This window comes from Thermoflexibacter ruber, assembly GCF_900113045.1.
GTDB classification, from domain to species: Bacteria; Bacteroidota; Bacteroidia; order Cytophagales; family Thermoflexibacteraceae; genus Thermoflexibacter; species Thermoflexibacter ruber.
Map to the genome: position 1 here is coordinate 88448 of NZ_FONY01000016.1, position 15785 is coordinate 104232.

13 protein-coding genes are annotated in these 15785 nt (G+C 38.8%); 11 read left to right on the plus strand and 2 right to left on the minus strand.

The window, feature by feature from the left end; genetic code table 11:
- Positions 1-79: 79 nt before the first annotated feature.
- On the plus strand, positions 80-1153 hold the full coding sequence (gene prfA, locus BM141_RS10270; RefSeq protein WP_091544886.1) for a peptide chain release factor 1: 1074 nt from the start codon (positions 80-82) through the stop codon (positions 1151-1153).
- A 58-nt stretch (positions 1154-1211) separates the two neighbouring features.
- Here the strand turns inward: prfA and BM141_RS10275 are convergent, their stop codons facing one another.
- Both BM141_RS10275 and BM141_RS10280 read right to left on the minus strand, forming a co-directional pair.
- Positions 1212-2777, minus strand: a complete 1566-nt coding sequence (locus tag BM141_RS10275; protein ID WP_091544888.1) for a glycoside hydrolase family 32 protein — start codon at positions 2775-2777, stop codon at positions 1212-1214.
- A gap of 69 nt (positions 2778-2846) precedes the next feature.
- Entirely contained in the window at positions 2847-3680 is an 834-nt protein-coding gene (locus BM141_RS10280) for a queuosine precursor transporter (protein ID WP_091544890.1), read from the minus strand.
- A gap of 103 nt (positions 3681-3783) precedes the next feature.
- Between BM141_RS10280 and BM141_RS10285 the strand changes: the two genes are divergently transcribed.
- From BM141_RS10285 to BM141_RS10330, 10 genes are all read left to right on the plus strand, one after another.
- On the plus strand, positions 3784-4542 hold the full coding sequence (locus tag BM141_RS10285) for a class I SAM-dependent methyltransferase (protein WP_091544892.1): 759 nt from the start codon (positions 3784-3786) through the stop codon (positions 4540-4542).
- A gap of 36 nt (positions 4543-4578) precedes the next feature.
- The gene (locus BM141_RS10290; RefSeq protein ID WP_091544894.1) at positions 4579-5439 is read left to right on the plus strand and encodes an inositol oxygenase family protein; all 861 of its coding nucleotides are present in this window, start codon (positions 4579-4581) and stop codon (positions 5437-5439) included.
- 42 nt (positions 5440-5481) lie between these two features.
- Positions 5482-5964: a GNAT family N-acetyltransferase gene (locus BM141_RS10295; RefSeq protein WP_091544896.1), complete on the plus strand. Its 483-nt coding sequence runs from the start codon at positions 5482-5484 to the stop codon at positions 5962-5964.
- 118 nt (positions 5965-6082) lie between these two features.
- The gene (locus BM141_RS10300) at positions 6083-6751 is read left to right on the plus strand and encodes a DUF4159 domain-containing protein (RefSeq protein WP_091544898.1); all 669 of its coding nucleotides are present in this window, start codon (positions 6083-6085) and stop codon (positions 6749-6751) included.
- 99 nt (positions 6752-6850) lie between these two features.
- Complete coding sequence (locus BM141_RS10305; RefSeq protein WP_091544900.1) at positions 6851-7132, plus strand: DUF3098 domain-containing protein; 282 nt, start codon at positions 6851-6853, stop codon at positions 7130-7132.
- A 144-nt stretch (positions 7133-7276) separates the two neighbouring features.
- Entirely contained in the window at positions 7277-8551 is a 1275-nt protein-coding gene (gene metK / locus BM141_RS10310) for a methionine adenosyltransferase (protein ID WP_091544902.1), read from the plus strand.
- 208 nt (positions 8552-8759) lie between these two features.
- Positions 8760-10439, plus strand: a complete 1680-nt coding sequence (locus tag BM141_RS10315) for an adenylate/guanylate cyclase domain-containing protein (RefSeq protein ID WP_091544903.1) — start codon at positions 8760-8762, stop codon at positions 10437-10439.
- A 55-nt stretch (positions 10440-10494) separates the two neighbouring features.
- A complete protein-coding gene (gene mnmE, locus BM141_RS10320; RefSeq protein WP_091544905.1) occupies positions 10495-11859 on the plus strand; it encodes a tRNA uridine-5-carboxymethylaminomethyl(34) synthesis GTPase MnmE in 1365 nt (454 codons plus the stop codon).
- 184 nt (positions 11860-12043) lie between these two features.
- A complete protein-coding gene (gene metF / locus BM141_RS10325; protein WP_091544908.1) occupies positions 12044-13000 on the plus strand; it encodes a methylenetetrahydrofolate reductase [NAD(P)H] in 957 nt (318 codons plus the stop codon).
- A gap of 108 nt (positions 13001-13108) precedes the next feature.
- Positions 13109-15631: a M14 family metallopeptidase gene (locus tag BM141_RS10330; RefSeq protein ID WP_091544909.1), complete on the plus strand. Its 2523-nt coding sequence runs from the start codon at positions 13109-13111 to the stop codon at positions 15629-15631.
- The last annotated feature ends 154 nt before the right edge of the window (positions 15632-15785 follow it).

Here is a 15785-nt window from a genome sequence, read left to right on the forward strand (position 1 = left end):
TTTTGTTTCTTATGAATTTTTATTTCCTTAACTTTGCAAACTTTTTAGTATTGCACAGCAAAACATACGTTTTTTAACTATGATAGAGAAATTAGAGGAAATCAAAAGGCGATTTGAGGAAGTAAGCGAGAAAATAGTATCTCCTGACGCTATGTCAGATATGAAAGCATACGCCAAACTCAACAAAGAGTACAAAGATTTAGGCAAAATAGTAGATAAATACAAAGCATACAGAAATATTTTAGATAATATTGAGAGTGCCAAAGAGGTACTCAAAATGGAGAAAGACCCAGAGTTCCGAGAAATGGCAAAAGAGGAACTCGAGGCACTTAGTCCACAAGCAGAAGAATTGGAAAAACAACTCAAAGAGATGCTTATTCCCAAAGACCCCAACGATTCCCGCAATGTGATTTTAGAGATTCGTGCTGGCACAGGTGGCGACGAGGCCGCTCTATTTGCAGGAGATTTGAGCCGTATGTATCAGCGTTTTGCAGAGAAAATGGGTTGGAAATTTGAGGTCATGGACTATGCAGACGGTACTGCGGGAGGATTCAAAGAGGTAATATGCTCGGTAGTAGGAGAGGACGTTTATGGTATGCTCAAATACGAGTCTGGCGTGCATCGTGTACAGCGTGTGCCAGATACAGAAACACAGGGAAGAGTACATACTTCTGCGGCAACGGTGGCTGTCTTGCCAGAAGCTGAGGACGTAGATGTGGAAATTAATCCAGGCGATATAGAAATGCAGACCTCTCGCTCTGGTGGAGCTGGTGGACAAAATGTCAATAAAGTAGAAACTAAGGTACAACTTACCCACAAACCTACGGGCATAGTAGTAGTGTGCCAAGTAGAGCGTTCTCAGTTAGCCAATAGAGAGCGTGCTATGCAGATGCTAAGGACAAAGTTGTACGAGTTGGAATACGCTAAAGTGAACAAAGACATCGAGGAGCAACGAAAGTCAATGGTCAAAAGTGGCGACCGCTCTGACAAAATTCGCACTTACAACTACCCTCAAAGCAGGGTTACAGACCACCGCATTGGCTATACGGTTTACAACCTCCCTGCCGTTATGGACGGTGAAATAGGGGACTTCATAGAGCAGTTGCGTATTGCTGAGAATGCAGAGCGTTTGAAAGAGGGCGTAAGTGCTTAAAAGTAAATAGACAATGTAAAAAACCTTCTAAGATTAAATATTTCTTAGAAGGTTTTTCTTATTTCCCTAATTCCCAAATGTCCAAATAATTTACTTTTATCTTGCCTCCATTGCTAAATAGGCTCAGTCCATCACTCTCTTGGTCAGGGAAAATTAAAGAAGTCATAGCTACTTTCCCGCCATTAGCAAAAACCTCTATTGAGCAGTGGTCTAAAAAGATATGTAAAGTAATTTTTCCGTTTTCTGCTTGCAAAGGGGCTTGGTCTTTAGAGGGAAACTTAGGACTGAAGTCTATCATACCTGAGCGAGTTCTGTCAATATAAAGTTGTTGATTATTAACGAGATAACCTATTTCAGTAGCCTGTTTTTCGCCTTGTGCGACTCTTATTCCAAACTCTTTGGCATCTTGTAAAAGGACTTCCAACTTGATTTCTAAGGCTCTTCCCTCTATGCCGCTCAGTAAATCCGATACATTATCAATTGCTATATTTTCAAAATGATGATGTTTTTGCCTCAAAGTTTCTAACTCTTTTACGGGCTGTTGGACTATTCTTATTCCTTCTGGGTATTTTTTAAGAGATAAGCTACGCGGAATAGACATTTGCCCACGCCAAGGCGAGGTAGGCACATCACCTGCATAAGCCCAGTTGTTCATCCAACCGTACAAGATGGTGCGTTTATCGGGAACATGATTCCAAGGAATGGCAGCGTAAAAGTCTTTACCATACTCTAACCAAAGCGTGGTTGTATTAGGATGGTCATTTTTAAATGTTTTGCCGTCAAATTCACCTACGAAATACTGCATTCCTACGTATTTCTCAGTACTATCAGGGTGTGCGGCAGAGATAAGTAGTACCCATTTGCTTTTCCCTTTCTCCCAAGGCAATTCTATCAAGGCAGGACATTCCCAAATCATTCTTTGGTTGCCTGCATTTCCAAACTCACTTAGCAATGTCCACTCTTTTAAGTCCTTAGAGCCATAAAAAAGACATTTAAACTCCGAAGGCAAGACTACTGCCATTATCCACTGGCCGCTTGCTTCATGCCAAAACACATTAGGGTCGCGGAAATCTTTTTTTCCTAAGTCAAGTACAGGATTTTTTTCATACTTTGTCCAAGTTCTTCCTTTGTCAGTGCTGTAGGCAATGTGCTGATTTTGTTTGTACGCATCAGGATTTGCCGTGTGATAGTGAGCAGTGTAGATAGCTACCAAAGGCGGATTTTCTTGCGTACCAAACCCACTGCTATTATTTTTATCTACTACGGCACTTCCAGAGAAAATCATAATACTATCTCGCTCATTTTCAGGAATAGCAATAGGTAAATTTTCCCAGTTTACAAAATCTTTGCTTATTGCATGCGCCCAAGTCATGTGTCCCCACTTATCTCCGTATGGATTGTATTGGAAAAATAGATGATATTCCCCGTCATAATATACCAAACCATTGGGGTCATTCGTCCAATTTTTAGGGGGTGAGTAATGATAAAGCGGTCTAAAATGGCTTTCTACTAATAAGCTGTCCGAAGTTACAGCATCTTGATTATCAGCATTTTTTTCATTATTACATGCAGATAAAACTATCACCGACAAAGCAATGCTAAGAAGTATTGGAAGTATTTTCATATTTAACAAATATCAAAGTTAAGGACTAAAAAAGTAAGTAGTATCAATTTTGCTGAAAGATAGTGTTTATTAATGACTTTCTACTTCTGCTTCTAATTTTTCATAGTCAAAAAAACCTGTCTTGCTTGCCTGCTCGGCAATTTTATGAGATTCTTCCTTGCCTAAATACTGCTCTATAATGTAATGAGCCACATACAAGATAGGAGTCATCAGTATCGCAATTAGGAACTTATAAGAGTAACCTACACTACCTACGGAGAGGATTTCTTTCATTGTCCATTTAGGATTGCCAAAAACATAAAAAGCAATCGTAATCACTACAAAACTATCTACTAACTGCGAAATGATAGTAGAACCCGTAGCCCTTAGCCAGATTTTCTTACTTCCTGTAATTTTTCTAAGTCCTTGGAAAACTGTAACATCGAGCATTTGTCCTATGATAAAGGCAGTGAGCGAGCCGATGATGATACCCATGCTTTGATTAAAGATTCTACTAAACGACTCATTGATATTCAAGGGATTGCCCGTAGAGTCCTTGCTATTTAGCTCCACCCAAAACTGAGCAGGTGCAAGCGAAGTGATTATCCAAAGCATCACAAAAATATAGATGATAAAAATGACCGTAAGCATGGAAATTTTGCGAACGCCCGCTTTACCAAAGTATTCATTGATAATGTCAGTAGTGATAAAAACTACAGGCCACATGATTACGCCTGCACTCAGGTTATAATCTAATACACTTCCCAGTATAGGGATTTGAGCAGGAGGCAAGCCAAGCGTAGCCTCTAAGGAAAAAATCTTTACTCCTACGATTTCGGCTAAAATGGCATTGGTAAGAAATATACCGCACAGTACGATAAATAAATGTGTCTTTTTCTGCTGAATCTGATTAGCTGTTTTCAATGGTAAAAATGTAAGATGAATAAAAAAATAACTTAATCAAAAATAAAACAAGTTGATAATTTGAAAGGTTTAGCTTAGTTTGAAAAAAACAATAAATTTGTGCATGGAAAAGCAATATTATCAAGAATATTACGAATTAGAACGAAAAAATTGGTGGTTTCGCGTAAGAAATCAAATTTTAATGGAGCGGGTAGCCAAACTTTTAAAAGGAAAACAAAACCTTAAAATCCTCAATGTGGGGGTAGCTACAGGCTCTACCTCAGAACTTTTAACCCAATTCGGCGAGGTAGTTTCCATAGAATACGATGCAGATTGCTGTGAGTTTGCCAAAGAAAAAACAGGATTGAATATCGTGCAAGGTTCTATATTAGAATTACCCTTCGAGGACGGTAGCTACGACTTGGTTTGTGCCTTTGATGTCATAGAACACGTAAAAGATGATATCAAGGCGGTAAGTGAACTTAAAAGGGTTTGTAAGTCAGATGGTTGGGTGGTGGTGAGTGTACCTGCTTTCATGTTTTTGTGGAGTCATCACGATGTCATCAATCACCACTATCGTCGCTACACGATGTCTATGCTCGAGGAGGTTTTTCTCAAAGAAAAAAATGGACAAATTGCTTACAAAAGCTATTTCAATTCTATTTTATTTCTACCTATTGCCTCCTTCCGTCTTGTGTCTGAGGCTATTCCTAAAAAATGGATTAGGAAAGGAACAGGGGCAGATAATCATGTGTTTCCCCAAGAAAGTATAGTGAGTAAGTTGCTTTTTCAGATTTTTAGCATGGAAAAACCTTTGCTCAAATCAGGCATCACTTTCCCTTTTGGAGTATCTGCTATGCTTTGTTGGAAAATGCAAAAATAAATATTATCTTTGTTTGGATTAAAAAAATTAACAACTATGGATTTTTCAAAAGAAGAAATCGCTCCTTTGGCGAGCATAGAAGAATGGGAACAAGACGTGCTGCAACGCTATCCTGAACCTCACAAGAGCAAAGATGAATTTCGCAACTATGAAAACCCACAAAGGGACACCGTGCGAGAGTTCTATCGCTTGAACCATACTTATCAAACTTTTGATTTTGTGCAAAGTAAAAGGGCAGAGTTTTTAAAATTTGATAAAAAAGAAATGCCTATTTGGGAGGCTTTTGACTTCCTGAATACTTTGGTAGATGACTCCGACCCCGACATAGAACTCGACCAATGGCAACACCTACTCCAGACATCTGAGGCTATACGTGCTGACGGACACCCCGATTGGTTTGTGCTTACAGGACTTTTACACGACATGGGCAAGGTGCTTTGCTTGTTTGGCGAGCCGCAGTGGGCAGTAGTAGGCGACACTTTCCCAGTCGGTTGCAAACACTCTGACAAAATCGTTTATCCTGAGTTTTTTGAGGCAAATCCTGATACCAAACACCCTATTTACGGCACAGAATACGGTATCTACGAACCTCACTGTGGGTTGGATAGTGTTTATATGTCTTGGGGACATGATGAGTACCTTTACCAGATGGTCAAAGATTACTTGCCCGAGCCTGCCCTCTACATGATTCGCTATCACTCTTTTTATGCCCAACACCGCGAACACGCCTATGAGCATCTGTTGAATGAGCATGACCGCGATATGTTTAAGTGGGTGAAACTCTTTAATCCGTATGACTTATATTCCAAAGCCCCCGTTCCGCCTGATACAAAGGCTCTGAAATCTTACTATGAGGATTTGTTAGCTAAATATCTGCCACCGACTTTGAAGTTTTAGCACCAAACTACTCGCTTTTTTATTCAAACTCAAAACTATATTATGCTTAGAAAAGCAAAATCATCAGACTTTTCCTTTGTTTACCAACTCTATATGCACCCTCAGACCAATCCTTATTTGCTCTACGAGGAGATGCCTTTAAGTGATTTTGAACCTATTTTTGAGGAATTGGTTACAGACAAAGAGGCTATTTATATTTATCAAGCTGATAATCAAGCTATGGGTATGTGCAAGCTTTTGCCTAACGAATACCGCCTCGCACATGGTATTTACTTAGGCGGGGTAGCTATCCACCCTGACTACATGGGCAAAGGACACGGAAAACAAATGATGAAAGAAATCATAAATTATTGTGTAAATCAAGGGTTTATCAGAATAGAGCTTAGTGCAAGGATAGACAACGAAAAAGCAATCAAACTTTACGAAAGTGTAGGCTTTCAAAAAGAAGGAATCCTTAAAAAATATGGCTTCTTCCAAAAAGAAAATAAATACATAGACGAAGTTTTGATGGCTTATGTTTGTTGAAATAATACACAGGGCTTTACATCTTAGCGATTAGCTAATGTTAGATGTGGGCAAAATCGGAGAATATTCGTTAAACCGGTATTATCAGCGTTCCAATATTAATGAAAAATAGAAAAACATGAAAAAAATCACCTTTTCTTTTATCCTGTTATGCTTTATGTATTCATGGGCTTTGGCGCAACCAGAGCAGCCCTTGAAAATTGCTAAACTTAAATACAACGGCGGCGGCGATTGGTATGCCAACAAAACTTCCTTGCCCAATCTGATTAGTTTTTGCCGTAAAAACCTCAATATCAACTTAGCTCCAGAAGAAGAAATCGTAGAAGTAGGTAGCCCAGAGTTGTTTTCCTATCCTTTTGTTCACATGACAGGGCATGGCAATGTAGTTTTTTCAGAGGCAGAAGCGAAAAATTTACGTAATTACCTCATTGCAGGAGGCTTCTTGCATATTGACGACAACTACGGCTTGGACAAGTTCATCAGAATTGAACTTAAAAAAGTTTTCCCTGAATTAGAATTGGTAGAACTACCTTATAACCACCCTATTTATCATCAGAAATATAAGTTTCCTAACGGACTACCCAAAGTGCATGAGCATGACGGCAAATCGCCGCAAGGTTTTGGCTTGATTTACCAAGGACGATTGGTTTGCTTTTATACTTATGAATGTGATTTGGGCAACGGCTGGGAAGACCAAGTGATTTACAATGACCCTGAGGAAGTACGCCAAGAAGCCCTCAAAATGGGGGCAAATATCATTGCTTTTGCTTTTACACAAAACCAATAAAAAATAGCTTGCTTAAAATTAAGCAATTAATTTTGAAAAGTAGCATTTGATTTTGCAACTTTGCAGGAATTTTTTATCCATATAACTATTGTATATCCGATGAGTGCAAAAACCGTTAAGCCTACAAGCAAAAGTAGCACGAAAAAAACAACAGGGGAAAATAAACCTCAGCAACTACCTAATTTTGCTTTTGATAGAGAAAACTACCGATTGATGCTCATAGGCATTGGTATCATATTGTTAGGTTTTGTAGTAATGTCTTTGGACAAAGAACCTCATGGCTTTGGCTTTTTAGGACTTACTTTAGGACCTATCATTGTGGTTTTAGGTTTTTTCTTTCAGTTTTTTGCTATTTTTTATAAAAAGAAACCACAAGAATAAAAGAGATTCATGTTTATGCTTGCTTCTGCGGCGTGTTCGCTACCGTAAAGCAAAAACCAAACTTAGATAATATTATAATTCCTACATAGACTAAGAAAAAATAAAAATTATAACTGATAACTCAAAATTCATAATTCATAGAATATGTCATATTTATTCACTTCGGAATCCGTATCAGAGGGACACCCAGACAAGGTAGCAGACCAAATTTCCGATGCTATATTAGATGCAATGCTTACCCAAGACCCCGACTCTCGCGTAGCTTGCGAAACCTTAGTAACCACAGGCTTAGTAACCTTAGCGGGAGAAATCACTACGAAAGCGTATGTAGAAATTCCTGACGTAGTGCGTGAAACTATTAGGCGAATCGGTTACACCAGCGATTTGTATAGATTTGATGCTGAGTCTTGTGGGGTAGTGGTAGCACTGCACAGCCAATCCCCCGACATTGCCAGAGGCGTAGATGAATCCGCAGGGAAAGAGCAAGGAGCAGGAGACCAAGGCATGATGTTTGGCTATGCGAATAGGGAAACGCCTGAATTGATGCCTATGGCTTTAGCTTTTTCACATCGCATAGTGAAAGAATTAGCTACTATTCGCAAAAATACCCCTGAGTTGATGCCTTACCTCCGCCCTGACGCTAAGGCTCAAGTAACCATAGAATATGACGATAATCACAAACCACTTAGAGTACATACCATTGTCGTTTCTACTCAGCACGATGAGTTTGACACAGATGAGAAAATGTTGGCAAGGATTGCAGAAGACGTAAAGAAAATCGTTATTCCAAGAGTAGTCCCTGCTGAGTTGTTAGACGCTAATACTATTTACCATATCAACCCCACAGGCAAGTTTGTTATTGGGGGACCGCATGGCGACTCGGGTCTGACAGGAAGAAAAATCATCGTAGATACTTACGGAGGCAAAGGAGCGCATGGAGGTGGTGCTTTCTCTGGCAAAGACCCCTCCAAAGTAGATAGAAGTGCGGCTTATGCGGCACGCCATATTGCTAAAAATATGGTAGCAGCAGGAGTAGCCGATGAAGTATTGGTACAAGTAGCGTATGCAATTGGTGTAGCCAAACCTGTTTCCTTGAATATCAATACCTACGGCACAGCCAAAGTAAACCTCAAAGACAGCGAAATAGCAAAAATCATAGAAGGCTTGTTTGATATGCGTCCTAAGGCAATCGTAGAGCGTTTAGGTCTGAAGAATCCTATTTACTCACCTACTGCTGCTTATGGACACGTAGGGCGTGAGCCATATACCCAAGAGGTCGAGCTTTTCCGCGTAGAAGTCAAAGAAAATAACGGCACTAAAGAGGAAATTCGCCGTAGAGAAAAACGACAAATCGAGTTTTTCACTTGGGAAAAATTAGACTATGTAGAAAAAATTAAGGCGGCCTTTAATTTACTGTAAATACGCAGTCTTATGTAAAAATTATAAAACTCTACCTCACATATTGGCTGTATAGGTAGAGTTTTTATGTATTTATACTTAATAAAAGATTTTTTAATCCTTTTCAAAAGAATTATTCTAATATGTGCTTTTTTTGTATTTTTATTTGAATTTACAAAGGTTTAGCTTAAATTTGGAAGAACGGCTGATTTTTACATGAACCAATCAAATGCAAAATATTTATTCTACATTTGCTAAAACGTACTTTTGTTGTCTTTTTTACTTACTGATAACTTCTGCATCTTGTTTTGCACAAGATGAAGCAAGTGCCAGATTAGAGGCTATGGTTCAGCGTGGAGAGAGTAAAAATGCAGTAAATGAAGCCCTCAGGATAGCCAAATCTTTGCATGAACAAAGACAAGACCACAATGCACTTACCTATTATTTGAAAGCAGTTGAGATAGCAGAAAAATCAAACGACTTGGCTTTACGAGCAAAGGCTCATGAAGAATTGGGCGATGCCTATTATAGGTTGAATGATGCAGATAAAGCCATTAGAAATTTTAATGCCGCCGCTCAGTATTATGCCAGTGTAGGAGCAGTCCAAGCACAGACCTTCGTCATTAATCGCATAGGTTATACTGAAAAAAATAAGAAAGGAAATATAGATGCAGCTATTGCACACTTCAAAAGGTCTTTGCAAATAGCACAACAAAACAACATATTTGCCTCACAACTTAAAAGCTATGAATTGTTAGCCTCTGCTTATGATGAGAAAAAAGACTCTTACAATGCCCAAGTATATCGCAAATCTTATGACCAACTAAAAAATACCCCCAACTCGGATAAGATAGACAAGTACGAGTCAGAGCTCCAAGCCACTAAGCAGCAATTAGAGCAGATAAGAGCGTCCAATGAAACACAAAAAAGAGAACTCCAATACAAAATTCAAAATATAGAAAAAGAAAAAAATAAACTTAATATAGAACTTACTTTACAAGCCGACTCCTTAGAAAGGGCGAATTATGAGGCTAAAATGGCAGAAGCAAGAGCCGTAGCTGTAGCTGAGGAGAAAAAACGCACACAAACACAATTATATTTTTCCTTAGGGGGTATAGTACTTTTGCTGGTATTCTCTGTATTTTTATTCTCTTTATATAGAAGTAGAAATATTGCTAATAAAAAATTGGCAGAGCAACATATCCAACTCAAAAAGCAAGCAGAAGAATTGGAAAGAAAAGGAAAAGAATTGCAAAAAGAAAAAGAAAAATCAGAGCGACTTTTGCTCAATATCCTTCCTGCCAAAGTAGCTGAAGAACTCAAAGAAAATAACTACGCCGCACCGAGATATTACGAAATGGTAACTGTATTATTTACAGACTTCAAAGGATTTACAAGTATCGCAGAGAAAATGACCCCAGACCAAATCGTCAAAGAACTAAATATGATTTTCAGTGAGTTTGACCGCATTTGTAAAGAATACCGATTAGAAAAAATCAAAACCATAGGTGATGCCTACATGTGCGCAGGAGGAATCCCTGAGCCGAACACTACTAACCACATAGATGCGGTGAATGCAGCAATGGAAATGCAAAACTATATGAGAGTATTGGCAGAAAAGAGGCAGGCTGCTGGAGAGCATTATTTTGAACTTCGTTTGGGGATTAATACAGGACCTATTGTAGCAGGGGTAGTCGGTGAGTCCAAATTTGCTTATGATATATGGGGCGATACGGTTAATCTGGCGAGCCGCATGGAATCAGGAGGCGAGCCAGGTCGCGTAAATATCTCAGGAAATACTTATGAACTTGTCAAAGATTACTTTGATTGCACTTACCGAGGCAAAATCAATGTCAAAAATAAGGGAGACGTAGATATGTACTTTGTCAATTATAAAAAATGGTGGTAGTGATTCTCCTTTTTAGCTTATCTTTCTCAATTGTTGTTTATCTGCGAATTCTATTATGCACCAAGACACTATTATTGCCTTAGCTACTGCACAAGGAATTGGCGCAATCTCAGTCATTCGCCTTTCAGGAAAACAGGCTATCAAAGCCGTAAATCAAGTTTTCCATGGCAAAGATTTGGAAAAACAACCAACTCATACACTTCATTTTGGCACAATTAGGGACGGCAATGAAATCATAGATGAGGTAGTGGTTTCACTTTTTGTCGAACCCAAGTCTTTTACAGGGGAGAATGTGGTAGAGATTTCTTGTCATGGCTCACCTTATATTGTTAAAAGAGTTTTGCAACTATTTATTAATCAAGGTGTAAGACTTGCTAAAGCAGGAGAGTTTACGCAAAGGGCATTTTTAAATGGAAAATTTGACTTAGCTCAGGCAGAAGCAGTAGCTGACCTCATTGCCGCAGATTCTGAAGCGGCTCATAGGGCGGCAATGTATCAAATGCGGGGTGGTTTTTCTCAAAAAATCAAAGAATTGAGAGAAAAATTGATACATTTTGCTTCTTTGATAGAGTTGGAATTGGACTTTGGAGAGGAAGATGTGGAGTTTGCAGATAGAGAGGATTTAAGAGTTTTAGTAAAGGAAATACTTGCAGTCATTCAAGCACTTATTCAGTCTTTTAGCTTAGGTAATGTAATCAAAAATGGTGTGCCTACGGTCATTGCAGGCAAGCCCAACGCAGGCAAATCTACACTACTGAATGCACTTTTGAACGAAGAGAGGGCGATTGTTTCTGAAATAGCAGGGACGACCAGAGATGTGATAGAGGACGAAATCGTGATAGAAGGCATGGTTTTTCGCTTTATAGACACAGCAGGTCTCAGAGAAACCGAAGACAAAATAGAAAAAATAGGCGTACAGAGAAGTTATGAAAAAATCAAATCTGCTTCACTTTTGCTTTATGTATTTGACTTGACTGAGATAAAAACTCCCCAAGACTATGAGCAGGAGTTAGCTGATGCTCAGTACTTTGGCATACCTTATATCATGGTAGGGAACAAGGTAGAATATGCTTCAGATATGGTTTGGAGTACACTTTCCTCCTATCCAGAAGTAGAACTTATTTCTGCCAAAAACAAAGAAGGCTTAGAAAACCTCAAACAGCACATTTTGAAAATCGTACAAGGAGAAAACTTCTCTACAGGAGATACCTTCATTACCAATGCCCGACACTACGAAAGCCTCTTACAAACAAAAAATGCTCTGGACAATGTGCTTGCGGGATTAAACCGCGGTGTTACAGGCGATTTCTTGGCAATGGACATCAGGCAAGCGCTCTATCATTTAGGAGAAATTACAGGGCAGATTACAACTGATGACTTATTAGCAAATATTTTTTCCAAGTTCTGTATAGGAAAGTGAAGTAACTTTTTATCGATAAACGATTGATTTTAAAACCAAAATGCGAGCCTACAAAATATTTATTTTTACAAGTCAGTTTATTACCAAAACTATTTCTCTTTTATATTTGTAAGTAGGTTTGAAATTTGTTTGAAACCTAATCATCTTTTGCATACTTTTTTAACAAACTTAACTGACAAAGGACTTGAAAGTAACAGAGCATTTAAAAAACAATCAAGGCAAAACACTTTTTTCTATTGAAATATTGCCGCCTCTAAAGGGAGAAAGTATCCAAAATATATTTGCGGCAGTAGATACGCTAATGGAATTTAAACCTGTATTTATTGACGTTACCTATCATCGTGAGGAGTACGTCTATCGCGAAATACAAAATGGTTTATTAAAAAAGGAATTGACCCGAAAGCGTCCGGGAACGGTAGCTATCTGTGCCGCTTTGATGAACAGATACAAGGTAGAAACTGTACCTCATATCATTTGTGGTGGTTTTTCCAGAGAAGAAACAGAAAATGCTTTGATAGATTTACATTTCTTAGGTATAGACAACGTATTGGTTTTGAGAGGGGACCCTGTGAAGTCAGAGGGAGTATTTGTGGCACATGCTGAGGGAAATAGATATGCCTCAGAACTGCTCCAACAAGTAATAAACATGAATCAGGGGAAATACTTAGACCCTCATTTGCAAAATCCAGTCCCTACGAACTTTTGTATAGGAGTAGCCGCCTATCCAGAAAAGCACTTCGAGGCACCCAACCTTTCTACAGACATGAAGTACCTGAAAATGAAGATAGACATGGGGGCAGATTATGTAGTTACGCAAATGTTTTTTGACAATCAGGTGTATTTTGATTTTGTTAAGAAATGTAGAGAAATAGGCATTGATGCACCGATTATTCCCGGATTAAAACCTCTTACTACCAAAGCACAACTCTCTGCCCTCCCAAGAGCTTTTCATATAGACATGCCCGATGATTTGGTCAAAGCAGTAGAGCAATGCAAAGACAACGAATCCATCAAACAAGTAGGGATAGAATGGTGCATACAGCAGTCTAAAGAACTCATTTCTTTTGGTGTTCCTTGTTTACACTATTACACCATGAGTAAATCTACGGCTATCAAAGAAGTAGCTCAGGCTGTATTTTAAAATAAAGATATACTTTGCGTAGAAAATATTTTTACTTTTAATAGCTAAGCCGACAAAATTTTTGAACTTTACCGCTTTTAAAAATTTACATCAAATAGTGAAAGTAATATGAAACATTCGTTACAGTCTTTATTGCTTATTTTATTCTTTTGCATAAGTATTCCTCAAACCTTCGCTCAATCTATCCAATCTCCTGAACAGTTTTTAGGGTATCCTTTGGGAAGTCGGTTTACCCCTCATCATCGTATTTTGGCATATTTCGAGCATTTAGCAAGCTCGGCAAGAGATAGAGTAAAATTCAGCCAATACGGAGAAACTTACGAGCATCGCCCACTGACTACGGCTATCCTCTCCTCTCCTGAGAATATGAGTAGATTAGAAGAAATACGTACCAATAACCTTAAAATCACAGGCTTAATGGAAGGTTCGCCTGCTTCTGATGCTAAAGCTATTGTTTGGCTTAGTTACAATGTGCATGGAAACGAGTCGGTTTCTTCTGAGGCAGTAATGCAAACAGCCTACGAACTACTTACCTCGCCCAAGGCTACTGCATGGCTTCAAAATACAGTCGTTATCTTAGACCCTTGCATCAATCCTGACGGTAGGGAGCGATATGTGAATTGGTACAACCAAGTAGTAGGCGAAAAGCCCAATGTATCTCCTTATGCCAGAGAGCATTATGAACCTTCACCTACTGGAAGACCTAATCACTACTTATTTGACTTGAATAGAGATTGGGCATGGCAGTCCCAAAAAGAAACCCAACAACGCATTGCCCTTTACCAGCAATGGATGCCCCATATTCATGCAGATTTCCACGAAATGGGAGTAAATAGTCCTTATTACTTTGCCCCTGCCGCAGAACCTTATCACAAAGAGGTAACTACTTGGCAGAGAGACTTTCAAGTAACTATTGGGAAAAATCATGCAAAGTATTTCGACCAAAACAACTGGCTCTACTTTACCAAAGAAACTTTTGATTTGCTCTATCCAAGCTATGGAGATACTTGGCCTACTTTTCATGGAGCGATAGGCATGACCTACGAGCAGGGTGGCTCAGGCAGAGCAGGTTTGGGAATTATTATGGCAAATGGAGATACCCTTACTTTGAAAGACCGCATAGACCATCACCATGTAGTCGGGCTTTCTACAGTAGAGGCAACTGCGTTAAATAGAGAAAAAGTGGTGCAGGAATTTAAAAAATATTTTGATATAAATAATAACAATCCAACGGGAACTTACAAAACCTTTGTTATTTCTGCGGATAATGAAACTAACAAGGTAAGCGAATTATTGGCTTACTTAGACAAGCAGCAGATTCGCTACGGTTATGCCAAAGGCATTCCTGCCAAACTTTCAGGATATAATTATTTTACCAATAAAGAAGAAAACATCAGTTTGCAAAAAAACGATATTATTATCAACACCTACCAACCTAAATCGACTTTGGTAAAAGTATTATTTAATCCCCGTACTATCCTCTCTGATTCTGTTACGTATGATGCTACAGCTTGGGCTATTCCCTACTCTTATGGATTAAAGGCATTTGCCCTCTCGCAAAAAATAGAAATAGAGCCTTTCAAAGGAGTAGTTTCCCAAACCTCTCGCCCAAACATAGACAGACCCTACACTTATCTTGCCAAGTGGAAATCTTTTAAAGACTTACAGTTTTTAGTCAAATTGCTCAATAAAGGCATCAAAGTAAGGTTTGCAGAAAAGGAATTTTCTTTACAAAATAAGAAATACGACGCAGGTACCTTGGCAATTACCCGCACTGACAACGAGTTTGTCAAAGATTTTGATAACATTGTTGCTTCGGTAGCAAGCGAATTTAACCTTCCTTTGGACTATGCCAGCACAGGTTTTGCCAATGCAGGTTTCGATATAGGCTCGAGCAGTATGCGTTTTTTGAAAAAACCAAACATTGCACTGCTTACGGGTGACGGGGTACAAACTAATGCCTTTGGAGAACTTTGGCATTTCTTTGACCAACAATTGGGCTATCCTGCCAATGTCATTAATGCCAATACTGTGAATAACATTCGTTTAAGCGACTTCGACGTGATGATACTCCCCGCAGGAAGCTACAATGCAGGGCTTATTAGCCAGTTGCGTTCTTGGGTACAGCAAGGCGGTAGGCTAATAGTATTAGAAGAAGCTAATTTTCAATTTGCTGATAATGAAAATTTTGAACTTAAAAAAGCCAAAATAGAGCAGCCCAAAGACGAGAAAGAAAAGAAGAACTTAGAAGAGTACTTACGCAAATATGGAGATAGAGAACGCACTGCACTCAGCGACTACATCGCAACAAGTATTTTCAAAGTTGCTATGGACAATACTCACCCGCTTGGCTACGGTTATGACAAAGAGTATTATTCCCTGCGCCAAATCGCTGAGGGATTCGAGTACTTGAAAAGTGGCTGGAATGTAGGTGTGATAAAAGAAAATGCTTACATAGACGGTTTTACAGGTTATAAAGCCAAGCAAAAACTCAAAAATACCCTTGTCTTTGGTGTGTCAGAGATTGGCAGAGGGACAGTCGTGCATCTGGTCGACAACCCAATTTTTAGAAGCTCTTGGGCGAACGGTAGGCTACTTTTGGGCAATGCTATTTTCTTTGTAGGGCAGTAGAGATGTTACAAACTCAAAAATACAACTACAATAAATTAATTTGATTACTTGACCGATAAAAACCAGCGATATTAGAGAGAAATAGAAAATTGATTGAACTTTATTAGGGATTTGAAACAAAATTTTAGCACATAAAGTATTTGATAGTTAAGTA